This window comes from Streptomyces griseoluteus, from assembly GCF_004784465.1.
GTDB classification, from domain to species: domain Bacteria; phylum Actinomycetota; class Actinomycetes; order Streptomycetales; family Streptomycetaceae; genus Streptomyces; species Streptomyces griseoluteus.
In genome coordinates this window covers 86,390-111,470 of the sequence record NZ_SRRU01000014.1, presented here as the reverse complement: position 1 = coordinate 111,470, position 25,081 = coordinate 86,390, and the positions used below count along the sequence as shown (strand labels likewise).

Annotated in this window: 22 protein-coding genes; 13 read left to right on the top strand and 9 right to left on the bottom strand. The window is 73.0% G+C overall.

Annotation, left to right across the window (positions count from 1 at the left end; genetic code table 11):
* The 7 genes from E5082_RS29950 to E5082_RS29920 form a co-directional block, all read left to right on the top strand.
* Positions 1–716, top strand: a 716-nt coding sequence (locus tag E5082_RS29950; protein ID WP_208766261.1) for an alpha-glucosidase C-terminal domain-containing protein, incomplete at its 5' end; no start/stop codon positions are given.
* 31 nt (positions 717–747) lie between these two features.
* Positions 748–2,112 carry a maltokinase N-terminal cap-like domain-containing protein gene (locus E5082_RS29945; protein WP_135794386.1) on the top strand — a complete coding sequence of 455 codons (1,365 nt, stop codon included), beginning with the start codon at positions 748–750 and terminating at the stop codon, positions 2,110–2,112.
* Between the two features lie 3 nt (positions 2,113–2,115).
* Positions 2,116–4,323, top strand: a complete 2,208-nt coding sequence (gene glgB / locus E5082_RS29940) for a 1,4-alpha-glucan branching enzyme (protein WP_135794385.1) — start codon at positions 2,116–2,118, stop codon at positions 4,321–4,323.
* A 256-nt stretch (positions 4,324–4,579) separates the two neighbouring features.
* On the top strand, positions 4,580–6,484 hold the full coding sequence (locus E5082_RS29935; RefSeq protein ID WP_135794384.1) for an AMP-dependent synthetase/ligase: 1,905 nt from the start codon (positions 4,580–4,582) through the stop codon (positions 6,482–6,484).
* 147 nt (positions 6,485–6,631) lie between these two features.
* Complete coding sequence (locus E5082_RS29930) at positions 6,632–7,066, top strand: ATP-binding protein (protein ID WP_135794383.1); 435 nt, start codon at positions 6,632–6,634, stop codon at positions 7,064–7,066.
* 201 nt (positions 7,067–7,267) lie between these two features.
* Positions 7,268–8,662, top strand: a complete 1,395-nt coding sequence (locus E5082_RS29925) for an NAD(P)/FAD-dependent oxidoreductase (protein WP_229919052.1) — start codon at positions 7,268–7,270, stop codon at positions 8,660–8,662.
* A gap of 285 nt (positions 8,663–8,947) precedes the next feature.
* A complete protein-coding gene (locus tag E5082_RS29920; protein WP_373310128.1) occupies positions 8,948–11,110 on the top strand; it encodes an FUSC family protein in 2,163 nt (720 codons plus the stop codon).
* A 9-nt stretch (positions 11,111–11,119) separates the two neighbouring features.
* Here E5082_RS29920 and E5082_RS29915 read toward each other — a convergent pair whose 3' ends face one another.
* Positions 11,120–11,947: a SigB/SigF/SigG family RNA polymerase sigma factor gene (locus tag E5082_RS29915; RefSeq protein ID WP_135794381.1), complete on the bottom strand. Its 828-nt coding sequence runs from the start codon at positions 11,945–11,947 to the stop codon at positions 11,120–11,122.
* A gap of 50 nt (positions 11,948–11,997) precedes the next feature.
* On the bottom strand, positions 11,998–12,435 hold the full coding sequence (locus E5082_RS29910; RefSeq protein WP_135794380.1) for an ATP-binding protein: 438 nt from the start codon (positions 12,433–12,435) through the stop codon (positions 11,998–12,000).
* A gap of 150 nt (positions 12,436–12,585) precedes the next feature.
* Between E5082_RS29910 and E5082_RS29905 the strand changes: the two genes are divergently transcribed.
* Together E5082_RS29905 and E5082_RS29900 are read left to right on the top strand one after the other, a co-directional pair.
* Positions 12,586–12,843: a hypothetical protein gene (locus E5082_RS29905; protein WP_135794379.1), complete on the top strand. Its 258-nt coding sequence runs from the start codon at positions 12,586–12,588 to the stop codon at positions 12,841–12,843.
* A gap of 261 nt (positions 12,844–13,104) precedes the next feature.
* The gene (locus E5082_RS29900) at positions 13,105–13,560 is read left to right on the top strand and encodes a cyclic nucleotide-binding domain-containing protein (protein WP_086696486.1); all 456 of its coding nucleotides are present in this window, start codon (positions 13,105–13,107) and stop codon (positions 13,558–13,560) included.
* An 8-nt stretch (positions 13,561–13,568) separates the two neighbouring features.
* Here E5082_RS29900 and E5082_RS29895 read toward each other — a convergent pair whose 3' ends face one another.
* Together E5082_RS29895 and E5082_RS29890 are read right to left on the bottom strand one after the other, a co-directional pair.
* Positions 13,569–14,897 carry an MFS transporter gene (locus E5082_RS29895; RefSeq protein ID WP_135794378.1) on the bottom strand — a complete coding sequence of 443 codons (1,329 nt, stop codon included), beginning with the start codon at positions 14,895–14,897 and terminating at the stop codon, positions 13,569–13,571.
* Between the two features lie 61 nt (positions 14,898–14,958).
* Positions 14,959–15,576, bottom strand: a complete 618-nt coding sequence (locus E5082_RS29890) for a LysE/ArgO family amino acid transporter (protein ID WP_135794377.1) — start codon at positions 15,574–15,576, stop codon at positions 14,959–14,961.
* A 66-nt stretch (positions 15,577–15,642) separates the two neighbouring features.
* Between E5082_RS29890 and E5082_RS29885 the strand changes: the two genes are divergently transcribed.
* Positions 15,643–16,527 (top strand): LysR family transcriptional regulator ArgP, encoded by an 885-nt coding sequence (locus tag E5082_RS29885; protein WP_135794376.1) that lies wholly within the window; start codon positions 15,643–15,645, stop codon positions 16,525–16,527.
* Here E5082_RS29885 and E5082_RS29880 read toward each other — a convergent pair.
* The gene (locus E5082_RS29880; RefSeq protein ID WP_135794375.1) at positions 16,493–17,215 is read right to left on the bottom strand and encodes a TetR/AcrR family transcriptional regulator; all 723 of its coding nucleotides are present in this window, start codon (positions 17,213–17,215) and stop codon (positions 16,493–16,495) included. The two genes, E5082_RS29885 and E5082_RS29880, sit on opposite strands and share 35 nt — an antisense overlap.
* Positions 17,216–17,356: 141 nt before the next feature.
* Between E5082_RS29880 and E5082_RS29875 the strand changes: the two genes are divergently transcribed.
* Positions 17,357–18,577 (top strand): saccharopine dehydrogenase family protein, encoded by a 1,221-nt coding sequence (locus E5082_RS29875; RefSeq protein WP_135794374.1) that lies wholly within the window; start codon positions 17,357–17,359, stop codon positions 18,575–18,577.
* Positions 18,578–18,580: 3 nt separating this feature from the next.
* Here the strand turns inward: E5082_RS29875 and E5082_RS29870 are convergent, their stop codons facing one another.
* From E5082_RS29870 to E5082_RS29860, 3 genes are all read right to left on the bottom strand, one after another.
* Entirely contained in the window at positions 18,581–20,008 is a 1,428-nt protein-coding gene (locus tag E5082_RS29870) for a M1 family metallopeptidase (RefSeq protein ID WP_135794373.1), read from the bottom strand.
* Between the two features lie 163 nt (positions 20,009–20,171).
* Positions 20,172–21,845, bottom strand: coding sequence for an FAD-binding dehydrogenase (locus E5082_RS29865; RefSeq protein WP_135794393.1), 1,674 nt, complete (start codon positions 21,843–21,845; stop codon positions 20,172–20,174).
* Between the two features lie 26 nt (positions 21,846–21,871).
* On the bottom strand, positions 21,872–22,486 hold the full coding sequence (locus tag E5082_RS29860; protein ID WP_135794372.1) for a TetR/AcrR family transcriptional regulator: 615 nt from the start codon (positions 22,484–22,486) through the stop codon (positions 21,872–21,874).
* A 133-nt stretch (positions 22,487–22,619) separates the two neighbouring features.
* Between E5082_RS29860 and E5082_RS29855 the strand changes: the two genes are divergently transcribed.
* A complete protein-coding gene (locus E5082_RS29855; RefSeq protein WP_135794371.1) occupies positions 22,620–23,249 on the top strand; it encodes an alpha-ketoglutarate-dependent dioxygenase AlkB in 630 nt (209 codons plus the stop codon).
* 57 nt (positions 23,250–23,306) lie between these two features.
* Complete coding sequence (locus E5082_RS29850; protein WP_135794370.1) at positions 23,307–24,053, top strand: MBL fold metallo-hydrolase; 747 nt, start codon at positions 23,307–23,309, stop codon at positions 24,051–24,053.
* Between the two features lie 3 nt (positions 24,054–24,056).
* Here the strand turns inward: E5082_RS29850 and E5082_RS29845 are convergent, their stop codons facing one another.
* A complete protein-coding gene (locus E5082_RS29845) occupies positions 24,057–24,941 on the bottom strand; it encodes a universal stress protein (protein ID WP_135794369.1) in 885 nt (294 codons plus the stop codon).
* Positions 24,942–25,081 lie beyond the last annotated feature (140 nt).

The following is a 25,081-nucleotide window of genomic DNA, read 5'->3' as shown; positions in this document are numbered from 1 at the left end:
AAATGGTCACCGACGAGGAACGCGACTACATGTGGGCCGAATACGCGAAAGACCCGCGTATGCGCGCCAACATCGGCATCCGCCGCCGCCTCGCCCCCCTCCTCGACAACGACCGCAACCAGATCGAACTCTTCACCGCCCTCCTGCTCTCCCTGCCCGGCTCGCCGATCCTCTACTACGGCGACGAGATCGGCATGGGCGACAACATCTGGCTCGGCGACCGCGACGCCGTCCGCACCCCCATGCAGTGGACCCCCGACCGCAACGCGGGCTTCTCCTCCTGCGACCCCGGCCGGCTCTTCCTGCCCACCATCATGGACCCGGTCCACGGCTACCAGGTCACCAACGTCGAAGCCTCCATGTCCTCCCCGTCCAGCCTCCTGCACTGGACCCGCCGCATGATCGAGATCCGCAAACAGAACCCCGCCTTCGGACTGGGGTCCTTCACGGAACTCTCCTCGTCCAACCCGGCGGTGCTCGCGTTCCTCCGCGAATACGGCGACGACCTGGTGCTGTGCGTGCACAATTTCTCCCGGTTCGCGCAGCCCACCGAACTCGATCTGCGGGCCTTCGACGGACGGCACCCGGTGGAGCTGATCGGCGGGGTGAAGTTCCCGGCCATCGGCGAGCTGCCGTATCTGCTGACCCTCGCGGGCCACGGTTTCTACTGGTTCCGGCTCACCCGACCCGCATCCCGCATCGGCCGCCGCCGCTGAGCGCCCGGCGCCGAGGAAAGGACGCGTCACCATGCCGAAGACCATCACCCTCAGCCCCCCGGCGGCGACCGGTACCGACGGGCTCCTGGCCTCGCTCGGCGGCCTGCTGCGCGACTGGCTGCCCCGGCAGCGCTGGTTCGCGGGCAAGGACCGCCCGGCCACCGATCTGTCGGTGCTGTCCGTCACCGAACTGTTCCCGGGCTGCCTGCACCTGCTGGTGAACGCCTCGCACGCTCCCGTGCCCACGCCCGGCGGCACTCCCCCGCCCGGCGACTGCTACCAACTGCTGCTCGGCGTGCGCGAGCGGCCCGCGCCGGCCCTCGATCGGGCCTACATCGGACGTGCCGAGCACGGGCCGCTGGCGGGGTTCGCCGTGTACGACGCGCTGCACGACCCGCGCTGCGCGCACCTGCTGCTGGAGCGGCTGCGGCAGCCCGGCAAGGCGGGGCCGCTGCGCTTCGGGGTGGACGAGGCCGCCGAGGTGCCCGGCGGTCTCGCGCCCCGGCTGCTGACCAGCGAGCAGTCCAACTCGTCGATCGTGTACGGCGACTCGTACATCCTGAAGCTGTTCCGCCGCATCCAGGCGGGCGTCAATCCGGATCTGGAGGTGCCGCAGGCACTGGCCGCGCAGGGGTGTGCGCGGGTGCCCGCGCCGGTCGCGTGGTTCTGCACCACCGCGCCGCGCCCGGCCACGCTGGGCGTGCTCCAGCCGTTCCTGCCGGACGCGGTCGACGGCTGGGAACTGGCGCTCGGGGCGCTGGCCCGGGGCGACGGCTTCACCACCGAGGCGAGCGAGCTGGGCGGTGCCATGGCCGAGGTGCACCTCGCCCTGGCCGGAGCGTTCCCGGCGGCCGGCGGGGACGAGAACGGCGTCACGGCCGACGCGATGTGCGTACGGCTGGACGCGGCGGCGCGGGCGGTGCCGGGGCTGCGGCCCTATGTGCCGGGCCTCAGGGCCGCGTTCGGGGCGCTGGCCGCCCACGACTCCGGTCCGGCCGCCCAGCGCGTCCACGGGGATCTGCACCTGGGTCAGGTGCTGCGTGCCGGGACCGACTGGTTCGTCATCGACTTCGAGGGCGAGCCCTCCCGTCCGCTCGCCGAGCGGCGGACCGCGCAGTCCCCGGTGCGTGACATCGCCGGGATGCTGCGCTCCTTCGACTACGCGGCCCGGCAGCGCCGCCCCTGGCGGCCCGAGTGGGCGAGCCGCTGCCGGGAGGCGTTCTGCGCGGGCTACGCGGCCCGTGCGGGCTGGGACCCACGCAAGGAGCACGCGCTGCTGCGCGCGCACGAGACGGACAGGGCGGTGTACGAGGTGCTGTACGAGGCGAGACACCGGCCGGACTGGCTTCCGGTCCCGATGGCGGCCATCGAGCGGCTCGCCGAGTGGAGAGGCTGAATCATGGCACTGCGCGACACTTCGCTGCCCGAGACCTCGGGCCCCGTCCGCACCTCGGGCACTGCCCTCGTGGGCGAGGAGCGCGACCGCCTGCTGGGCGGCGCGTATCACGACCCGCACGCACTGCTGGGCGCCCACCCGGTGCCGGGCGGCGTCCTGTTCCGTGCCCTGCGCCCGAACGCGCGGGAGGTGAGCGTCCTGGCCGACGGGGTGCGCTCGCCGCTCGTCTCCGAGGGCGACGGTCTCTTCTCGGCCGTGCTGCCGTACCCGGAGATCCCCGCGTACGAGCTGGTGGTGGCCTACGACGACGGCGAGCAGACGGTGCACGACCCGTACCGTTTCCCGCCCGCGCTCGGTGAGCTGGATCTGCATCTGATCCGGGAGGGCCGGCACGAGGAGCTGTGGAAGGCGCTGGGCGCCGAGCCGATGACCCACGAAGGGGTCCAGGGCACCCGGTTCACCGTGTGGGCGCCGAACGCCCAAGGAGTGCGGCTGGCCGGCGAGTTCACCTTCTGGGACGGCACCCAGTACCCGATGCGCTCGCTGGGCGCGGCCGGGGTGTGGGAGGTGTTCCTGCCGGGGATCGGTGAGGGCGCCAGGTACAAGTTCGAGATCACCTCGCGGTACGGCCACCGGTTCCTGAAGGCGGACCCGATGGCCCGGCTCACCGAGGTCCCGCCGGACACCGCCTCGGTCGTCACCTCCTCCCGCTACGCGTGGAACGACGCCGAGTGGATGGCGCACCGGGGCGACACCCCCGTGCACCGGGCTCCGATGTCGGTGTACGAGGTGCATCTGCCGTCCTGGCGGCCGGGGCTGACCTACCGCGAGCTGGCCGGGGAACTGCCCGCTTACGTGCGGGACCTGGGCTTCACGCATGTCGAGCTGATGCCGGTGGCCGGGCACCCGTTCAGCGGGTCGTGGGGCTACCAGGTCACCTCGTTCTACGCGCCCACCCCGCGGCTCGGGTCGCCGGACGACTTCAAGTTCCTGGTGGACGCGCTGCACCGGGCGGGCATCGGCGTGATCATGGACTGGGTGCCGGCCCACTTCCCCAAGGACGACTGGGCGCTGGCCCGGTTCGACGGGGACCCGCTGTACGAGCCGGGAGACTCCCGGCGGGCGGAGCACCCGGACTGGGGGACCTACGAGTTCGACTTCGGCCGGACCGAGGTGCGCAACTTCCTGGTCGCCAACGCGGTGTACTGGTGCGAGGAGTTCCACATCGACGGGCTGCGCGTGGACGCCGTGGCCTCGATGCTCTACCTGGACTACTCGCGTGACTCCGGGCAGTGGGCGCCGAACGTCTTCGGCGGGCGCGAGGACCTGGACGCGGTGGCGTTCCTCCAGGAGATGAACGCGACCGTGTACCGGCGCTGTCCGGGTGTGGTGACGATCGCCGAGGAGTCGACGGCGTGGGAGGGCGTGACCCGGCCGACCGACAGCGGCGGTCTCGGGTTCGGGCTGAAGTGGAACATGGGCTGGATGCACGACTCGCTGGAGTACGTGCAGAAGGAGCCGGTGCACCGCAAGTACCACCACCACGAGATGACGTTCTCGATGGTGTACGCGTACAGCGAGAACTACGTGCTGCCCATCTCCCACGACGAGGTCGTGCACGGCAAGCAGGCGCTGGTGTCCAAGATGCCCGGCGACTGGTGGCAGCGGCGCGCGAACCACCGGGCGTACCTGGGCTTCATGTGGGCCCACCCCGGCAAGCAACTCCTGTTCATGGGGCAGGAGTTCGCACAGGGTGCCGAGTGGTCGGAGAAGCACGGGCCCGAGTGGTGGCTGCTGGGCGACGACTACCACTCGGCGGGCGACCACCGGGGCATGCGCGACCTGGTGCGGGACCTGAACACGGTGTACCGGGACGCCCCGGCGCTGTGGCAGCGGGACACCGATCCGGCCGGCTTCCAGTGGTCGATGTGCGACGCGGCCGACGACAACGTCTTCGCGTTCGTCCGGTACGGCGAGGACGGCACCCCGCTGCTGGCGGTGTCCAACTTCTCGCCTGTCGTCCGGGAGGACTACCGGCTCTGGGCACCCGAGCAGGTGACCGCCTGGCAGGAGGTGCTCAACACCGACGCGGTGCGCTACGGCGGCAGCGGTGTCCAGGTGGGTGACGCGGGCAAGCTCTGCCCGGAGGACGGCCGGCTGCGGCTGACGCTGCCGCCGCTCGCCACGGTCTGGCTCACGCCCGCCCGCTGAGCCCGCCGCGACCGGCGCCCGACGAGGGGCGGCCGGGGTCACGACGACCCCGGCCGCCCCTCTCGGCGCGCCCCGGCGCCCGCGCCGATACCCGTACGGAACGGCGACACCCGGGACCCACCGGACACCCGCAGGTCATCAGGGGATCACGACTTTCTCCTTCCCCGCACCGAAACCGCTTCCCCGCGCTACATTCGTGCACCGCCGACACAGAGCCGATCGGCGGGGTCACCCTCCGTACTTCCAGGAGCAGCGCATGCGCGACGTCGCCTCCGCTCCGGCAGCGTTCCCGCCGCCCGCCGGCGGGCTCGCCGACACTGTCTTCGAGAGAGCCGAGAAGAACCCCGGACTCCCCCTGCTCGCCCGGCACGCGCAGGGCGCCCCCGACGGCTGGGAGACGGTCACGGCCGGCCAACTGCGGGACGAGGTGGTCGGGCTGGCCAAGGGGCTGGTGGCCGCCGGGATCTCACCGGGCCACCGGGTCGCCCTGATGGCCCGCAACCGCTACGAGTGGACGGTGCTGGCGCACGCGCTGTGGACCGTGGGCGCGGAGATCGTCCCGATCCATCCGACGTCCTCGCGGGACCAGGTGGAGTGGATGCTCCGGGACGCGGCCTGCGTGGCGGTGGCGGTCGAGGACGAACTGGGGGTGATGACGGTCGGCACGGTGTGCGCGGCGCTCCCCCGGCTCAAGCACGTCTGGCAGCTGGACGCGGGCGCGCTGACCGAACTCACCGAGCGTGGCGTGGACATCCCGCTGACCACCGTGGAGTCGCTGCGCCGGATCGTGCTGCCCGACTCCACCGCGGCGGTCACCTACACCTCCGGCGCCACCGGCCGTCCGATGGGCTGCGCGCTCAGCCACCGCGGACTCGCCTACCCGTGTGACGTGCTGCTGGCCGGCTGGGGCCACACGGCGGCGCAGCCGGGCGAGCAGCCCTCGGTACTGGCGTTCCTTCCGTTCTCGCACGTCTACGGCATCATGATCCAGACGTTGTGCCTGCGCGGCGGCTTCCTGATGGCGCACGAGCCGGAGGTGTCCCAGGAGGCGCTCGCCTCGGCGCTGAGCACCTTCCGGCCGACGTATCTCTACGGCGTCCCCTCGGTGTTCGAGAAGCTGTACAAGACGTTCCTGAGGACGGCTCAGCAGGCGGGCCGGGGCGCGCTGTTCGAGCGGGCGGCGCAGACCGCGCGGGACTTCGCGGAGGCCGAGGAGCGCGCCCGGCTCGGCATCGGCACGGGCCCCGGACTGGATCTGCGGCTCCAACACGCCCTGTACGAGCGGACGGTGTACCGCAAGCTCCGCTCCGCGCTCGGTGGCCGGGCCCGGCGGGGCACCTCGGGAGGGTCCTCGCTGAGCCGTGAACTGTCCCTGTTCTTCGAGGGCATCGGCCTGTACATCCACGACGGGTACGGACTGACGGAGACCTCCGGCGGGATCACCATGCAGCCGCTGGGCCGGGAGAAGTCGGGGACGGTGGGCGTGCCGCTGCCGGGCACCGAGGTCCGGGTGGCCGAGGACGGGGAGATCCTGCTGCACGGCCCGTCGGTGTTCCAGGGCTACATCGGCGACGAGGCGCGCACCCGCGGCGTGCTGCGCGGGGGCTGGCTGTCGACCGGGGACATCGGGCGGCTGGACCGGGAGGGATATCTGACCATCACCGGCCGCAAGAAGGACCTCATCGTCACCTCGAGCGGCAAGAGCGTGGCGCCCGCCCCGCTGGAACAGCGGCTGCGGATGCACCCGCTGATCCATCAGGCGGTGGTGGTCGGCGAGGACCGGCCCTGCATGGGCGCGCTGATCACCCTGGACCCGGAGTTCCTCTCGCACTGGCGGGCCGCCCTGGCGCTGCAGGGCGACTTCGAGGGACGGGAGAGCCGGGAGGAGAGCGCGCTGCGCGAGGAGCTGGCCCGTGCCATCGCGTCGGCCAACAGCACCGTGTCGCGCGCCGAGTCGATCCGGGTCTACCGGGTCGTGCAGGAGCCGTTCGCCCCGGACAACGGTCTGCTGACGCCGTCGCTGAAGCTGCGCCGGGACGTCATCGCGCGGCACTACGCGGCCGAGATCGACGCGATGTACAAGGCTCGTTCGCGTGCCGCGCGGGGCGGGCGCAGCCCGGAACCGGCGGACTGGGACGAGCCGGACGACGTGTTCCGGTGAGCCGCTCCCCCGTTGGGCGACTCGATCACGCGTAATCCGCGTCGCGCTGGGAACCCGCCCTGGTGAACTGACCAGCGACGATGACCGCCCCGGAGTGCGAGGCCCGTATCCGGGCCGGCTCCGGGAGACCGGGCCGGGGAATGCGAGATGGCGACAGAACGGCGTTGGGACGGCACACCTCCCTCCGAGAGGGCGCACGAGCGTGCCTACAGCTTCCCCGGCGAACTTCCGAACGTCACGGGCGCGCGGCTGGCCGCCGAGGAGTTCCTGCGCGGGCTCGCCCGGGAGGCTCCGCCGAGCGCGCCGGAGTACTGGGACGACATCCTGCTGGTGGTGACGGAGCTGGCGGCCAACGCGGTCCAGTTCGCGCCGGGCCCGTTCGGACTGCGGATGCGGCGCACCTTCGACGGGGTGCATGTCACCATGCACGACACCAGCACGGTGGTGCCCGAGCCGCGTCCGTTCAGGCCGAGTTCGGGCGGCGGCGGTATCGGCTGGCATCTGGTGCACACCCTGTGCGACCAGGTCAGCGTGGTGGTGGTCGAGGACGGCAAGGACATCCACGCCTTCCTGCCCTGGTGAGAGCGCCGGGAGGTGTACCGGTGCGGAATCGGGTTACTCCGGTGCGTGGAGGGGCAGGCTGCTGCCCCCGCGTTCGCCGCCGGGTGCTTCCGACTGGCGGAACGGCTCGGAGCACGGTGGGATCGGGTGTGGTGGCAGTGGTCCCGGGCATGCGAACGGCGTCCACCCGGACCGACGGGAGCCGCAGAAGGGAACAACACCGTGACACGACGACCCAGGATTCTGGTGATCGGCGCCGGCTTCGCCGGAGTCGAGTGCGTCCGCCGGCTGGAGCGCAAACTCGGCCCCGACGAGGCGGACGTCGCCCTGGTGACGCCGTTCTCCTACCAGCTCTACCTTCCGCTGCTGCCCCAGGTCGCCTCCGGCGTGCTGACGCCGCAGTCGATCGCCGTCTCGCTGCGCCGCAGCAAGAAGTACCGCACCCGGATCATTCCGGGCGGGGCGATCGGGGTGGATCTGGAGGCGAAGGTCTGCGTCATCCGCAGCATCACCGACGAGATCATCGACGAGCCCTACGACTACCTGGTGCTGGCGCCGGGCAGCGTGACCCGCACCTTCGACATCCCCGGCCTCGCCGAGCACGCCTTCGGCATGAAGACGCTGGCGGAGGCCGCGTACATCCGTGACCACGTCATCTCGCAGCTCGACCTCGCGGACGCCAGCGACAACCCCGAGGAGCGGAGGGCGCGGCTGCAGTTCGTGGTGGTCGGCGGCGGTTACGCGGGCACGGAGACGGCGGCCTGCCTGCAGCGGCTCACCCACGCGGCGGTCCGGCGCTATCCGCGGCTGGACCCGAGCCTGATCCGCTGGCATCTGATCGACATCGCGCCGAAGCTGATGCCGGAGCTGGGCGACCGGCTCGGCAAGCAGGCGCTGAAGATCCTGCGCGACCGGGGCATCGACGTCTCCCTCGGGGTGTCGGTCGCCAAGGTGACGGAGAACGAGGTCACCTTCACCGACGGCCGGGTGATCCCGTCGCACACCCTGATCTGGACGGCCGGTGTGGTCGCGAGCCCTCTGATCGGCACGATGGAAGCCGAGACGGTGCGCGGGCGGCTCGCGGTGACCCCGGAGATGACCGTGCCGGGCCACGACGGGGTGTTCGCGCTCGGTGACGCGGCGGCCGTGCCGGACCTCGCCAAGGGCGAGGAGGGCGCGATCTGCCCGCCGACCGCGCAGCACGCCATGCGGCAGGGCCCGAAGGTGGCGGACAACATCATCCACTCGCTGCGCGGCGAGCCGCTGGAGCCGTACGTCCACAAGGACCTCGGTCTCGTGGTCGACCTCGGCGGCAAGGACGCGGTGTCCCGGCCGCTCGGCATCGAGCTGCACGGCATCCTCGCCCAGGCCGTGGCGCGCGGCTACCACTGGTCCGCGCTGCGCACCGGGGTCGCCAAGGCGCGGGTGATGGTGAACTGGCTGCTGAACGCCGTCGCCGGTGACGATTTCGTCCGTACCGGCTTCCAGGCCCGCAAGCCGGCCCAGCTCAAGGACTTCGAGTACACCGACTCCTATCTGACACCGGACCAGGTCCGGGAAGAGGTGCGGAAGGCCGAGGCGGAGGGCAAGGTGCGGGGGAAGGTGACCGGGGGCTGAACCGGGTGAGCCGGGTTGCCGGAGGCCGCCGTCCCGTCGCGGGGGCGGCGGCCTCCGGCAACCCGGGGCCCGTGATCCCGGGGGCGCGGGCGCGCCGGGCCCGTGTCCGCTGGCCAGCGGCGAGCTTGGTGGGGCGTCGTGACATCCTGGGTCGTAGATCATGGTCCGGCACGGGAGAGAGAGCGCGGCGGCGTGAAGGCAAGGGGACGGGCGCTTCTGGTACGGCTGTGGGACCGGCTCGCCGCGTCCGATCCGGGACTGCTGCGGCTGATCGCGGGCCTGCGCATGGTGGCCGCGATCGCCCTCACCCTGATCCTGCTGGCCTCGCTGCGCTTCCCGGTCCCCCAGTTGGTCGCGGGCGCGATGGCGGCGATGGCGGCGACCTTCGCCGTCCGGGAGACGGACCGCCGCAAGCAGGCCGTCACGGTGGCACTGTCCCTGCCGGTGGCGCTGGCCGCGGTGTCGGCGGGGGCGGTGCTGAACCAATGGCCGCTGGTCAGCGACATCTCCTTCCTGCTGATCATCTTCGCGGCGGTCTACGCGCGCCGGTTCGGCGACCGGGCCACCGGGCTCGGGCTGATCGGCTTCCAGGTCTACTTCCTGTCGCTGTTCGTACGGGCGACGCCGTCGATGCTCCCCTCGCTGTACATCGTGATCACGGTGGGGGTCGGGTGCAGCGCGTTCGCGCGGTTCGTGCTTATGCCGCAGACGGAGGCGGGCACGCTGGACCGGCTGCGGCGGGCCTTCCGGGCCCGGCTCGGGCAGTTGCTGGGCACGCAGATCGAGCTGCTGGACGCCGGCCCGGAGGACGTGGACAAGGTCGTGGAGGACCTGCGCACCGGTACGGCCCGGCTGCACGAGACGGCGCTGATGATCCAGGGCCGGCTGGAGCGGGGCACCTCCGACGACGCGATGGCCCGGCTGGTGCAGCGGCGTATCGCGGACGCCGAGATCGCCGCCGAGCGGCTCGGGCTGATGCTGCTCACGGCGCGCAGCGCCCAGCGGACCGACACCCTCACCCTGCATCTGCCGGGCGCGCCGGTGCCGCCCGGCCGGATGCTGCCGGTGCGGGACCCCGCGACGGAGACGATGCGCCGGGACCTGGAGGCGCTGCGGCTGCTGGTGCTGCGCCCGGTGGGCGAGACGTCCGGCACGGCGCTGGCCCAGGTGCGCAACCGGCTGCTGGGCTACCGCGAGGAGGACAACCTGCCCGACGCGTCCCCGGCCGTGCAGGACGTGTTCCGCGGCATCGGTGAGGCGGCGCGCGCGGTGCTGGGTCTGCGGACCGCGCTGGACGGCCCGCAGGACGAGTCCGACGACACCCCGGCGACCAGCCGGTCCCGTGAGGAGCTGGACGCCGAGGACGCGGCGATCGAGATCGACGAGGAACCCGACGCGGAGAAGCCCGGGGAGACCGGGCTCCGGCGCCCCACGACGCGGGCGGCCATCCAGGTGGCGGTGGGGGCGTCGCTGGCCATCATGGGCGGTGAGCTGCTGTCCCACCAGCGCTGGTACTGGGCGGTGCTGACCTGCTGGATCGTGTTCATCAACACCACCTCCACCGGGGAGATCCTGGTGAAGGGCGGCCGGCGGCTGCTCGGCACCGTCCTCGGGGTGGTCGCCGGAATCGGGCTGGCCGGCGCGGTGGGACACCACACGTGGACGGCGTTCGCGCTGGTGCTGGTGTTCGTGTTCGCGATGTTCTACACCGCTCCCCTGTCGTACACGCTGATGTCGTTCTGCGTGACGGCGGCGCTGGGGCTGCTCTACACGCTGCTGAACACGTACAGCGCGTCGGTGCTGGTACTGCGGGTGGAGGAGACGGCGCTGGGCGCGGCCTGCGGGGTGATCACGGCGGCGGTCGTACTGCCGGTGCGCACCGACCGGCGTACCAACGAGCTGCTGGTGAAGGTGCTGGACAAGCTGGCCGAGCTGACGCAGGCGGCCGTGGACCAGCTCAGCGGGCGGCCGCACACGGATCTGGTGGACCAGGCCCGGGAGCTGGACCAGGCGCTGGCCGATCTGCGCGCCGCGACCAAGCCGCTGACCCACCCGGTCACCCCGTTGCGCTCCCGCCGGGACACCGCGCGGTACGTGGTGGCGCTGCTGGAGACCTGCGCGTACCACGGGCGGTCGCTGGCGGCCACGGCGGAGCTGCTGCCCAGCAACCCGTCGATCGCGGCCGATCCCCGGCTGAGCGGGGTGTGCAGCCGGATCGTGCACAACATCGAGGCGCTCGCCGACCACGTCCGCGACCCGCACTCCCCGGCCGAGCTGGAGGCCGGCCCGAGCATCGCCTCCATGCTGGAACCCGGCACCCTGGCCACCCCCCGCTACGGCCGCGTCACCGACCGCGTCCTGCGCCACCTCCAGCGCCTGGACGAGGCGGTCTCCGGTCTCGCCCGCCCGCTGGGCGTCCCGGTGAAGGTGGAGGCGGCGAAGAAGTGACGGCCGCCCCTACCGCTTGAGCGGCCCGTCAGCGCGGGGGTCCTGGACCTCGTCCCGGACGCGGGCGCAGATGTGGTGCAGGAGGCGGGAGACGTGCATCTGGGAGATGCCCAGGCGGGCGGCGATGCGGCTCTGGGAGAGGTCCTCGAAGAAGCGCATGTAGAGGATGTCCCGGTCGCGTTCGGGCAGGCGGCCCAGACTGCGCCGGGCGGCCTCGCGGTCGACGACGACGGAGTAGGCGGGGTCGGGGGCGCCGAGGCTGTCGGTGAGGGTGCTGCCCTCGCCGGCCGGTTGGGCGTCCAGGGAGAGGGTGGTGTAGCTGTCCAGCGCCTCCAGCCCGGCGGTGACCTCCGCCTCGGTGAGCCCGGTGTGCCCGGCGATGCCCGCCACGCTGGGCGCCTGGCCGCCGGGCCGGTCGGTGAGGTCGCGGCGGGCGACGCGGACCCGCTTGCGCAGCTCCTGCACCCGGCGCGGTACCCGCAGCGCCCAGGTGCGGTCCCGGAAGTGCCGCTTGACCTCGCCGGTGATGGTCGGCACGGCGTAGCTCTCGAAGGCGCCGCGTCCGGGGTCGAAGCGGTCGATGGCCTTGACCAGGCCGAGCGCGGCCACCTGGCGCAGGTCCTCCACGTTCTCGCCCCGGTCCCGGAAGCGGCCGGCGATGCGGTGGGCCATGGGCAGCCACACGGTGGTGAGTTCCGCACGCAGGGCATCGCGTTCGGGGCCGTCCGGCAGTGCGGCGAGCCGGGTGAAGAGGGCGGTGGTGTCGGGCGCGTCGTCGTGGCTCCGCCGAGGCCGGGCGGCTTCGGCGGAAGAGGTGTTCGCGGGGTGGATCGGCATGAACGAGCGCTCCTGACGGTGGCGGGTGCGCGGCCGGGAGGGGGCCGTGTTCAGCGCAGGGGTACGACGGCGGTGACGCACTTGCCGCCGCGCGGGAGTCCGGCCACCCGTACGTCACGGGCGAGGAGGCTGACGATGGGCCACCCCCGGCCGCCGGTGCGGCTCCGGTCGGGCTCGGTGTCCAGCCGGGCAGTGGTGTCCGGGAGTTCGTCGCTGCGGTCGCTCACCGAGAGCCGTACGCCGCGGGCGTCGACGTCGACCTCGAAGCGGGTGATGCCGCCGCCGTGCAGGATGGCGTTGGCGGTCAGCTCGGAGGCGACCAGCAGGGCGTCCTCAAGGGTCTCGTCGGCGCAGGTGAGCGCGCGGTCACGACAGCGTTCGGTCACCGCGCGGCGTACGTCTCTGCGGGCGTCGGCCGGCCGGTACGCCATGGTCCTGCGGCTCTGCCGCGGCACGGCCGGGGCACTGGTCGCGTGCTGCTCGCACATGGTGTCGTCCCTCCCAGGCGTGGCGCCCGGTCTTTCCGGGGGGGCTGCCGGACGGCCGGGGTCTCTTCCTTGCGGCTCACCCCGCGCGGCGATGTCAAACACCGTCCGCCCGCGTGCCTTTACCGCGCGCTGAACGGGTAGGAGCCCGGCATGAGCGATGTCGTGGACGCGGACGAACTGTTGCGGCGCATCCGGCGGAGCCGGGATCTGGCCGCCGAGGAGGAGCGGGTGTGGCTGGAGCGGGCGCAGAGCCTGACGGCCACAGATCCGGACCGGGCGCGGGAGGCGACCGAACGCGCGCTGACGTACCAGGTGGTGGCCGGGGTGCTGACGGAGATCATCGCGCCGGGCAGCCGGCCGGTGGACGCCGAGGGGACGGGAGCGACGGGAGTGAGGCACGTCACGTGACGCCGGTATCCATACCGGTCGGACGCCCTGTGGTTTATCGTTCACCCATATCGGGGCGCGACCCGGACCGGTACCCGTGTGTTCCGCGCGCTTCCGCATTGACTGCCCTGGCTGGCTTCCCCCGTCCAGCCAGGGCTTTTTCCTGCCCTCGGCAGGGCGGGCCCGCGCGCGGCCGCCCCTTCGAGGTGCCCCGCGCGGCGGCAGCGGCTCCAATGGGCTAAAGGGAACCACCCGAACGGCCGCCGGTGAGGAGCCCCGCGTATGACCAAAGCGATCAAACTGCCCACCGCCCTGCCACAGGCCCAGCGGGAACGGCTGATGGAGCTGGCCAAGGAGGTCTCCTTCCCGGAGGACACCCGTGTGTTCGAGGCGGGCGGCGTCGCGGACCGGTTCTGGGTGATCCGCTCGGGCGCGGTCTCCCTGGACCAGCAGGTGACCTCCCGGCAGTACATCACCGTGGCCACGCTCGGCGCCGGTGACCTGCTCGGCTGGTCCTGGCTCTTTCCGCCGTACGAGTGGGACTTCGGAGCGGTGGCGTTCAGCAACGTCCGCGCCTACGAGTTCGACGGGCCCTCCGTGCTCGCGCTGTGCGTGGAGGACCCGCTGCTCGGGCTGTCGCTGGTGCGCACGGTGGCCGAGATCCTGGCCCACCGGCTGGAGACGACCCGAGGCAAGCTGATGGACCAGTACGCGATCCGGCGGATCACCCCCCTGTAGGGTCCCGGTCAGATCCGGTAGCGGCGCAGCGCGGGCATGGCGGCGGCCAGCGCCAGCATGACGACGACCACCAGCGCCCCACCGCCCGCGACGGCTGCGCGGGTGCCGAACAGTGATCCGGCGGTGCCGTGCAGGACGTCGGCGAGGCGGGGGCCGCCGGCGACGACCACCGTGAAGACGCCCTGCATCCGGCCGCGCATCTCGTCGGTCGCGGCGGAGAGCAGGATGGCGCCCCGGAAGACCATGGAGACCATGTCGGCCACGCCTCCGGCGGCGAGGAAGGCGACGGCCACCCAGAGGTTGCCGCTCAGCCCGAACCCGACGACGGCGAGCCCCCAGCCGACCACCGAGCCGATGACCATGAGTCCGTGCCTGCGGGCCCGCGAGAACACGCCGGAGAACAGGCCGCCGAGCACCGAGCCGACCGGGATGGCGGCGAAGAGCAGTCCGAGCGCGAGCCCCGAGCCCCAGGCGCCGTAGGTCTGCGCGGCCAGTTGCGGGAAGAGGGCGCGGGGCATGCCGAAGACCATGGCGACGATGTCGGCGAGGAAGGACAGCAGCAGCACCGTGTGCCCGGCGATGTACCGGAACCCGGCCGCGATCTCCCGCACCCCGGCACGCCGGGCGGTGCCCTCGCCGAGCGGGGGCAGGGCGGGCAGCCGGAACACCGCCCACACCGTGAAGGTCAGCGCGACGGCGTCGATGAGGTACAGCTCGGGCAGTCCGACGACCGGGATCAGCACACCGGCGAGCAGCGGGCCGGCTACCAGGCCGGTCTGCATGACGGTGGTGCCGAGCGCGTTGGCCGCGGGCAGTTCCCCGGCCGGGACGAGCCGGGCGACGGAGGCGCTGCGGGCGGGCTGGTTGAGGCCGAAGAACGCCTGCTGGGCGGCGAGCAGGACCATCAGCACCGGCACCGAGTCGAGGCCGGTGACGGCCTGGGCCCAGAACAGCAGCGAGGTCACCGCGATGCCGATGTTGGTGACCAGCAGCAGCTTGCGCCGGTCCACGGTGTCCGCGACGGCTCCGCCCCACAGCGCGAAGACCACCATGGGCACGAGCCCGGCGAGGCTGGCGTAGCCGACCCAGGCCGAGGACTGGGTGATGTCGTAGATCTGCTTGGGCACGGCGACCGCGGTGAGCTGGCTGCCGACGGCGGTGACGATGGTCGACGACCACAGGCGCCGGTAGGCCGGGATGCGCAGGGGGCGGGTGTCCATCGCCCAGCGGCGCCAGCCGCGTGCCGGCGGGTCCCCTCCGGGCGTCCCGGTCGTGCCCGCGTCGGTGGTGCTGCTGCTCTCGCTCGTGTCCACGGAGGTCCTGGTTGCTCGATACATCTTTCGATTTCGGGCCTCACTATCGCAGCAACGCCCGGCGAAAGCCGAACCCTTTGCCTCCTCAGGTGCCGATCAGCAGCATCGTCCCGAGACCCAGCATGGTGACGGCGACCAGCCCGTCCAGCACCCGCCAGGCGGCGGGACGGGCCAGCACCCGGCCGAGCAGCCGGGCACCGAGGCCGAGGGCGGCGAACCAGCACAGGCTGGCCAGCGCCGCGCCCAGCCCGAAGGTCCAGCGCAGCGGGCCCCGGTCGGCGGCCAGGGAGCCGACCAGGAAGACGGTGTCCAGGTAGACGTGCGGGTTGAGCCAGGTCATCGCCAGGCAGGTGAGCACCGCGCGCCGGATCGACCCGGCCGCCTCGCCGTCCGTGCTCAGCCCGCCGGTGCCGGGGCGCAGGACGCGCCGGGCGGCGAGGGCGCCGTAGCACAGCAGGAAGACGCCGCCGACGATGCCGACCGCCCGTACCGCGTCCGGCCAGGCCACCACGACGGCGCCGACCCCCGCGACGCCGAGGGCGATGAGCACGGCGTCCGAGAGCGCGCAGATGCCCACCACGGCCAGGACGGCGTGCCGGCGGACCCCCTGGCGCAGGACGAAGGCGTTCTGGGCGCCGATGGCGACGATGAGGGAGAGACCGGTGCCGAAGCCCGCGGCCGCGGCGGTGAGCGCGTTGTTCATGCCCTCGACGTTAAGGACCGGATCACCGCGCGTACAGCTAAAGATTCTTACGTACCCTTAGCTCTCGTGATGAACGAGCTTCCCCTGGAGCAGGTGCGGACGCTGCTGGCGGTGGTGGACGAGGGCACCTTCGACGCGGCCGCCGCCGCGCTGCATGTGACGCCGTCCGCGGTGAGCCAGCGGGTCAAGGCGCTGGAACAGCGCACCGGCCGGGTGCTGCTCCAGCGCACCAAGCCGGTCCGGCCGACCGACTCCGGCACGGTCCTGGTGCGGTACGCCCGCCAGCTCGCCCGGCTGGAGCGGGACGCGCGGGACGAGCTGGGGATGAGCGGTGCCGGGGAGCCGACGCGGGTGTCGGTCGCGGTGAACGCCGACTCCCTGGCGACCTGGTTCCTGGACGCGCTCACCGAGGTGCCGGGGCTCAGTTTCGAGCTGCGCCGGGAGGACGAGGACCACACGGCCGCGCTGCTGCGCGAGGGTCTGGTGATGGCGGCGGTGACGGGGTCGGCGGAGCCGGTGCCCGGCTGCTCGGTGCGTCCGCTGGGACGGCTGCGGTATCTGCCGGTGGCGGCGCCGGAGCTGGCCGCGCGGCTGCCGTCCGGGCTGCTCGCCGAGGCGCTGGGCGCGCTGCCGGTGATGGTCTTCGACGACAAGGACGGCCTCCAGGACGCCTTCGTACGCGGGCTCGGCGGGCCGGGCGCGGGCCCGGTGCGGCACTACGTGCCGACCTCGGAGGGATTCGCCGAGTCGGTGGCGCGCGGGCTCGGCTGGGGGATGGTCCCGGAGTCGCAGGCGGAGCCGCTGCTGGCGGCGGGCCGGGTCGTGCCGCTCGCGCCGGGGCGGTGGCTGGACGTCGCGCTGTACTGGCAGCAGTGGCGGCTGGACTCCCCCGCGCTGGCGGCGCTCGCCGAGGCGGTCAGCGCGACGGCGGCGCGGACGCTGCGCCGCTGAGCCGGGCGGCCGCGCTGTCCAGCAGCATCTCCAGCGCGGTCGGGTAGGCGCTGTGCACCATCTGCCGGGCGAGCAGCGGGGCGGCCTCCGCGATGCGCGGGTGGGTGGAGCGGGGCAGCCGGGCGTAGGTGGAGTGCCACTGGTCCTCGTCGGCCCGCTGCGAGGCGCTGGGCAGGGCCAGGGTGGCGGCGTCCAGGGCGGCGAAGGCGAGGGTCTGGTCGATGAAGGCGTGGTAGACCCGTACCGCCTCGGCCAGCGGGAACCCGGCGCGGGCGAGCACGTCGAGGACCGCCTCGTCGACGGCGAGTTCATGGGCGCGGCCGGTGACCCGGCTGACGGTCAGCAGCGCCGCCTGGGGGTGGGCGACGTAGGCGGCGTGGATGCGGGTGCCGATGGCGCGCAGGTCGGCGCGCCATCGGCCGGTGCGGCGCCAGCCGTCGAGGGCCTGGCCGATGAGGGCGTCCCCGATGGCCAGGGTGAGGTCGTCCATGCCCCGGAAGTACCGGTAGAGGGTGCTGGGGTCGCAGTCCAGGGCGAGGCCGAGGCGGCGCGCGGTGAGCCCGGCGCTGCCGTGCTCGCGCAGCAGGCGCAGCGCGGTGGTGACGATCAGTTCCTCGGTGAGCACGGTGCCGCTGCGGGTGGGCCGGCGCCTGCGGCGCTTCTCCTCGGGCACGACGGGTTTGGGCACGGCGGGGCCCTCTCTGCGGTGGTCCTTGCGGTCCTTATGCCAACGCCATTGACCTTAACGTGACGCGGGGCGTTGGATTCACGGCAAGGCGCGCCTGTCCCGTTCTCGTTCTCCGTCCGTGTCAGGCAGGGAGTTTCCGTCATGCGTGTACTGCTCGTGGGCGCCGGTGGTGTGGGCACCGCCGTCACCCGGATCGCGGCCCGCCGTCCGTTCTTCGACCTGATGGTGGTGGCCGACTACGACCCCGCCCGCGCGGAGGCGGCCGTCGCGGCCCTCGGCGCGGACGCGGACCGGTTCGTACCCGAGCGGGTGGACGCGGCCGACGAGGCGGCGGTCGCCGGGCTGCTCGCCCGGCACGGCTGCGACGTGCTGCTGAATGCCACCGACCCCAGATTCGTGATGCCGCTGTTCCGGGCCGCCCGCGAGGCCGGGGCCACCTATGTCGACATGGCGATGTCGCTGTCCCGGCCGCACCCGGAGCGCCCGTACGAGGAGTGCGGGGTGAAGCTCGGCGACGAGCAGTTCGCGCTCGCCGCCGACTGGGAGCGGGCGGGCGCGCTGGCGCTGGTGGGCATGGGCGTGGAGCCCGGCCTGTCCGACGTGTTCGCCCGGTACGCGGCGGACGAACTCTTCGACACCATCGAGGAGATCGGCGTCCGCGACGGCGCCAACCTCACCGTGGACGGCTACGACTTCGCGCCCTCCTTCAGCATCTGGACCACGATCGAGGAGTGCCTGAACCCGCCGGTGGTCTACGAGGAGGGGCGCGGCTGGTTCACCACCGAGCCGTTCAGCGAGCCGGAGGTGTTCGACTTCCCCGAGGGCATCGGCCCGGTGGAGTGCGTGAACGTCGAGCACGAGGAGGTGCTGCTGATACCGCGCTGGACGGACGCACGGCGGGTCACCTTCAAGTACGGGCTGGGCCGCGAGTTCACCGACACGCTGCGCACGCTGCACCAGTTGGGCCTGGACCGCACCGTTCCGGTGACCGTGCCGGGCCCGGACGGTCCGGTGGCGGTCTCGCCGCGTGACGTGGTGGCCGCCGGGCTGCCCGACCCGGCGACGCTGGGCGACCGGATGCGCGGCAAGACCTGCGCGGGCACCTGGGTCCGGGGCACCAAGGACGGGGCGCCGCGCGAGGTGTACCTCTACCACGTGGTCGACAACGAGTGGTCGATGGCCGAGTACGGTTCCCAGGCCGTGGTCTGGCAGACGGCCGTGAACCCGGTCGTCGCCCTCGAACTCCTCGCCACCGGCGCCTGGTCGGGCGCGGGCGTGCTGGGCCCGGAGGCCTTCCCCGCCCGCCCCTTCCTGGACCTGCTGACCGCGTACGGCTCCCCGTGGGGGCTGCGCGAGCAGTGACCGTCAGGCGGTCTTCGGCTTGCCCTTGGTGTAGAGCCAGGTGTGCAGGACCGGGGCGACCTTCTTGCCGGACTCCTTCTCGGCGAGCCGGGTGAACTGCTCGGTCGTGCCATGGCCGTCGCGGTGCTGGGCGGCCCAGGCGCGCAGGATGCGCAGGAAGGCGCGGTCGCCGACGGTCTTGCGCACCTGGTGCACGGCCATCGCGCCCCGGTCGTAGACGGGGTCGCCGAAGATCTTGCCGCCGTCGCCGGGGTCGCCGGGCGGGTAGGCCCACAGCTTGTCCTTGGCGGGGCGGGCGTACAGGCCGTCGAAGGTCTTCTGGGCGCTGTCGCCGCCGTGCTGCTCCTCGTAGAGCCACTCGGTGTAGCTGGCGAAGCCCTCATTGAGCCAGATGTCCTGCCACTTCGTCAGCGAGACGGAGTCACCGAACCACTGGTGGGCGGTTTCGTGCACGAGGGTGTCCAGGTCGGGCGCCGAGCTGTACACCGGCCGGGTCTGGGTCTCCAGGGCGTAGCCGACGTCCGGGGCGTGGTCGACGATCGAGCCGGCCGCCCGGTAGGGGTAGGGGCCGAACAGTCCGGCCCCCCACTTCAGCACCGAGGGCAGCTTCTTCACCACCGGGTCGGCGGCGCGGGCCTCCCTGGGGTCGACGGCGTCGTAGAGCTGGATGCCGCCGGGCAGGGTGCTGCGCCGGACCGTGAAGGTGCCGACGGTGGCGGTGGCCAGGTAGGCGGCCATCGGCTCGGCCTGGTGCCAGCGGAAGGTGGTGCGGCCGTGCGCGGTGCGCTGCCCGCGCAGCACGCCGTTGGCGACGGCGGTACGGCCTTCGGGCACGGTGATGGTGAAGTCGTACGACGCCTTGTCCAGCGGGTGGTTGTTGGCCGGGAACCACGTCATGGCGCCCTGCGGCTGGCCCGCGACGAAGGCGCCGTCGTCGGTGGGAATCCAGCCGTCGGTCGAGCCGTCCGGGTCGGTGACCGGCTTCGGCGTGCCCTTGTAGCGGACGGTGACCTTGAACTCCTGCCCCTCGCGCAGGGTGCTCTTGGGGGTGACGACGAGTTCCTGGCCCTTGCGGGTGAAGCGGGCGTCCTCGCGGCCGACGCGCACGGAGGTCGCGGTGAGGCCGCTCAGGTCCAGGTCGAAGCGGCTGAGGCGCTGGGTGGCACGGGCGGTGAGGACGGCGGTGCCGTCCAGGTGCCGGCCGGCCGGGTCGTAGCCGAGCGTGAGGTCGTAGTGGCGTACGTGGTAGCCGCCGTTGCCGCTCAGCGGGAAGTAAGGGTCACCGGCGCCCGGTGCTCCGGTGGTGCCGGAGCCGAGTGGAGCGGCGGAGCCGAGGAGGGCGGCGACCGCGAGGGGGACCGTGGCGAGGACGGTCTCGCGCCGGAGGAGGGCGGTGCGGCGTCGTGCGGCCGGGCGGCGGGAGGACGTCACATGCGCTCCTTCGGGACGAGGATGATCGCTCCGCCACAGACTAGGGCGCCGGACCCCCGGCTGTCCTGCGCTCCAGGGGCATCGCGCCGACGGGGAGCCGAAGGTCCCGAAGGCCCCTCGGCACCCTGCCGGAGCAGACCGCCGGGGGCCCGGTCGCGCCGCCTCAGCCGGTCTGCCGGGCCGCCGCCCTGCCCGCGGCGCGGCCGGAGAACAGGCAGCCGCCGAGGAAGGTGCCCTCCAGCGCGTTGTACCCGTGCACCCCTCCGCCGCCGAAGCCGGCGACCTCACCGGCCGCGTAGAGCCCGTCGACCGGGCTGCCGTCGAGCCCCAGGGCGCGGGAGTCGAGGTCGGTCTGGATGCCGCCCAGGGTCTTGCGGGTCAGCACGCGCAGCCGGACCCCGATCAGCGGGCCCGCCTCGGGGTCGAGGATGCGGTGCGGCGCGGCGACCCTGCCGAGCCGGTCCCCGATGTAGCGGCGGGCGTTGCGGATGCCCTGGACCTGGGAGTCCTTGCTGTAGGGGTTGGCCATCTGGAGGTCGCGGGCCTCGATCTGGCGGCGCACCTCGGCCGGGTCCAGCAGGGCCTCGCCGGTGAGGCCGTTCATCCTGGCCACCAGTTCCTCCAGCGTGCCGGCGGTGACGAAGTCCTCGCCCTTGTCCAGGAACGCCCGCACCGGCCCCGGGGCGCCCTTGCCCAGCACCCGGTCGCGGAGCACGGCCTTGCGGTCCTTGGCGGTGATGTCGGGGTTCTGCTCGGAGCCGGAGAGCGCGAACTCCTTCTCGATGATCTTCCGGGTGAGGACGAACCAGGAGTGGTCGTGGCCCGCGATATCCTCGGTGGTGCGCAGGTGGCGCAGGGTGCTCAGCGTGTCGTAGCCGGGCAGACAGGGGTCGGGCAGGCGGCGGCCGCGCGCGTCGAGCCAGATGGAGGAGGGGCCGGGCAGGACGCGGATGCCGTGGCCCGGCCAGATGGGGTCCCAGTTGGCGAGGCCCTCGGTGTAGTGCCACATGCGGTCCCGGTTGACCAGGCGTACCCCGGCCTCCGCGCTGATGTCGAGCATGCGGCCGTCGACGTAGGCGGGTACGCCGGTGACCATGTCGGCCGGGGGCGTGCCGAGCCGGTCGGGCCAGTAGCGGCGCACGATGTCGTGGTTGGCGCCGATGCCGCCGGTGGTGAGGACGACGGCCTGCGCGGTCAGCTCGAACTCCCCGGCCGTCTCCCGGCTGGAGGCCACACCGCGCGGCGAGTCGTCGGGAGCCAGCAGGGTGCCGCGCACCCCGCGCGCGGTGGTGCCGTCGATGAGCAGCTCGTCGACACGGTGCCGGTGGTGGAAGGTCAGCAGCCCGTCCCCCGCCGCCTGCCGGGCGTACCGCACGAAGGGCTCGACCACGCCGGTACCGGTCCCCCAGGCGACGTGGAAGCGGGGTACGGAGTTGCCGTGGCCGTCGGCGCGCAGGTCACCCCGCTCGGCCCAGCCGACGGTGGGCAGCAGTTCGATGCCGTGGCCGCGCAGCCAGGACCGCTTCTCCCCGGCCGCGAACTCGACGTAGGCGCGGGCCCAGCGCACCGCCCAGGAGTCCTCGTCGTCGATCCGGTCGAAGCCGGCGCTGCCCCGCCAGTCGTTCCAGGCGAGGTCGAGGGAGTCCTTGACGCCGAGGCGGCGCTGTTCGGGCGAGTCGACCAGGAAGAGGCCGCCGAAGGACCAGAACGCCTGGCCGCCGAGGTTGGCGGCGTTCTCCTGGTCCAGCAGGGCCACCTTCCGGCCCCGGCTGGTGAGTTCGTGCGCCGCGACCAGGCCGGCCAGGCCCGCTCCCACGACTATGACGTCCGCGTCCATGGAGTCCTCGTCCTTCGTTCCAGCGTTCATTCCGGGTCGCCGCTGCCGGACAGCAGGGGCGTGAGCAGGTGTTTCAGCCAGTCACGGGCGGCCTCGACGTCCTTGTCCAGCAGGAGCTGGACGGTGACGCCGTCATAGGCGGCGACCACCGCGCGGGCGGCCGCGTCCACTCCGCCGGGCGGAGCGGCGGTGGCCTCGGCCCGCCGGAGCCGGTCGGCGACGGCCTCGCGCAGCCGGGCCCGGTGCCGGAGCAGGGTCTCGGCGACGGCCGGGTCACGGGCGGCGTGCACCAGGAAGTCGGTCTTCACCAGCAGCCAGTCCACGTCGAGGAGGAGCACCTCGGCGACGCGGTCCACACAGGCGGCCACGTCCAGCGCGGGGCCGTCCTGGGCGAGCGCCTCGGCGACCTGGGCGGCGATGAGGTCGGCGCGCTCCTGGTACAGGGCGAAGAACAGCTCGTCGAGCGTGGCGAAGTTGGAGTAGAAGGCCCCGCGGCTGTATCCGGCGGCCTCGCAGACCTCCTCGATGGAGACCCGCCCGAACCCTTTGGCCGCGAACACCGCGAAGGCGGCGGCGAGCAGTTCGGCCCGCGTCCGCGCCCGCCGCTTGGTGACCCGCGGCGTCTTCTCCTCGGCCGTCATCGCCCGCACCTCGCTTTCGGTACAGAAACGTATCCGATACTGATGTATCGAAAGAGCCGCGCGAGCCGGGGCCCGCGAGAGGGCACCTCATGATCGCTAGAACACATTTTCGATTAAGGAGTACGCTGTCCCCATGTCCACGCACCTCCAGAGTTCGCTGTTCGACCAGGCCGACGAGCTGAGCCTCGGCCCCCTGGACGGGCTGGAGCGGACCGTACTGGGCTCGGGGGCCTGGATCGACGTGCTGCCGGGCTGGCTGAGCGGGGCCGACGCGCTGTTCGAACAGCTCGCCGCGGAGGTCCCCTGGCGGGCCGAGCAGCGCCGGATGTACGACAACGTGGTGTCCGTACCGCGCCTGCTGTCCTTCTACCGCGACCGGGACCCACTCCCCCACCCGGTGTTGGACGAGGCCCGCCAGGTGCTCTCGGCGCACTACGGGCCGGAGCTGGGCGAGCCCTTCGTCACGGCCGGGCTGTGCTACTACCGCGACGGCCGGGACAGCGTGGCGTGGCACGGCGACCGGATCGGGCGGGGCAGCCGCCAGGACACGATGGTCGCCATCCTCTCGGTCGGCGCCCCGCGCGATCTGCTGCTGCGTCCGGCGAGCGGTGGCCCGGTGGCCGTGCGCCGGCCGCTCGGGCACGGCGACCTGATCGTGATGGGCGGCTCCTGCCAGCGCACCTGGGAGCACTGCGTCCCCAAGTCGGCACGGGCCGCCGGGCCCCGGATCAGCATCCAGTTCCGCCCGCGCGGAGTGCGCTGACCCCGGTATCTGGTTGGCTGACGCCGGACAGGTCACCGGCCGGAATCCGAGGGGAACATGCGGGCACAGGCAGAGCAGGTCGCGGACGGCGTCCACCTGGTGCGGGGTCACCACGTCAACTGGGTGATCCTGAAGGACGGTGAGGACGTCACGCTCGTCGACACCGGGTATCCCGGAGACCGGCAGGGGCTGCTCGACTCCCTCGCCGCCGTGGGCAGTTCACCCGAGGCGGTGACGGCGGTGCTGATCACCCACGCCCACAACGACCACCTGGGCTCGGCCGAGTACCTGCGCGCCGCCCACGGCACGCCGGTGCTGCTGCATCCGGCCGAAGTGCCGCATGCCCGGCGGGACTTCCTCCAGCAGTGCTCGATCGGTGATGTGGTGCGCAACGCCTGGCGGCCCGGTGTGGTGCCGTGGGCGGTACATGTGATCAAGGCGGGCGGCACCGAGCACAACCCGGTGGTGAAGCCCGAGCCGTTCGAGCCCGGTGGCGCCCTCGATGTGCCGGGGCGCCCGGTGCCCGTGCACACGCCGGGCCACACCGGCGGGCACTGCGTCTACCACCTGCCCGAGGCGGGCGTCGTGATCTCCGGCGACGCCCTGATCACCGGGCACGCGACCTCCCGCGTCCGGGGCCCGCAGATGCTGCACGGCTTCTTCCACCACGAGACGGACCAGGCCGTGACCTCGCTGGCGCTGATCGCCGAACTGGAGGGTGACGTGCTGCTGCCCGGCCACGGCCCGCTGTACCGGGGCCCGGTGCGGGCCGCCGCCGAGCAGGCCCGCGACCGGGCGTCCTGACCGTCAGACCGGGCCGTCGCCGGGCCGGTCCTGCGGGACTACGGCGACCGGACTGCCCGCGTGGTGCAGCACCCCGTGCGCGACCGAGCCGATCCGGGCGCCGACCGCCGTACGGCGCGCCCGGCGGCCCACCACGAGGAGCTGGGCCCGCGCGGCCTGGGAGACCAGCACCTGTCCGGCGCTGCCCATCTCGACGTGCTCGGCGACGGGCACGCCGGGGAACCGCTCCCGCCAGGGCCGCAGCGCGTCGGCCAGCGCCCGCTTCTCGTACGGTTCGAGGCCACCCGCCTCGTCCAGCAGCTTGAGCGAGCCGGGGCTGTAGGCGAAGACGGGCGGCAGGGTCCAGGCACGCACCGCGCGCAGGGTGGCACCGCGGGCGGCCGCCGTCTCGAAGGCGAAGCGCAGCGCGGCGGCGCTGTCCTCCGGGGTGCCGTGCTGGCCGACGACGATCTCCCGTCCGGCGGACTCGGCCTCCGGGCGGTCCCCGGCGCGCACCAGGATCACCGGCCGGGCGGTCTCCGCGACGACCCGGAGGCCGACCGAGCCGAGCAGGAAGCCGACCACCGCGCCGTGCCCACGGGTGCCGAGGACCAGCGCCTCGGCGTCCGCGCCGGCCGCGAGGAGCGCGTCCACCGCGTCGTCCTCGGTCAGCTCCACGGTCGTGTCCAGGCCCCGGTGCCGTTCGGCGAGGGAGCCGACGGCACGGCCGATACCCTCCTCGACCCAGGCCCGCTGGGTGTCCCGGTCGGCGGGCAGTTCCCCGACCTCCTCCCAGGCGTGCACCACGCGCAGCGGCAGCCCCCGGCGCACGGCCTCGCGGGCCGCCCAGTCCAGCGCGGCCAGGCTCTCCTCGGTACCGTCCACCCCTGCCGTGATCGGGCGTGTCATGCGTTGGGCCTCCTCGTCGTCCGGCCTGTTCCGTCGTCGCCATGACCCTGCCACAGCGGGCGGGTCCGTCCACCACCCGGCGCCCGGAGCACACCGGGGCGAAGCGGGGCAAACGCACATACGATGGGCGAGACCGTCCC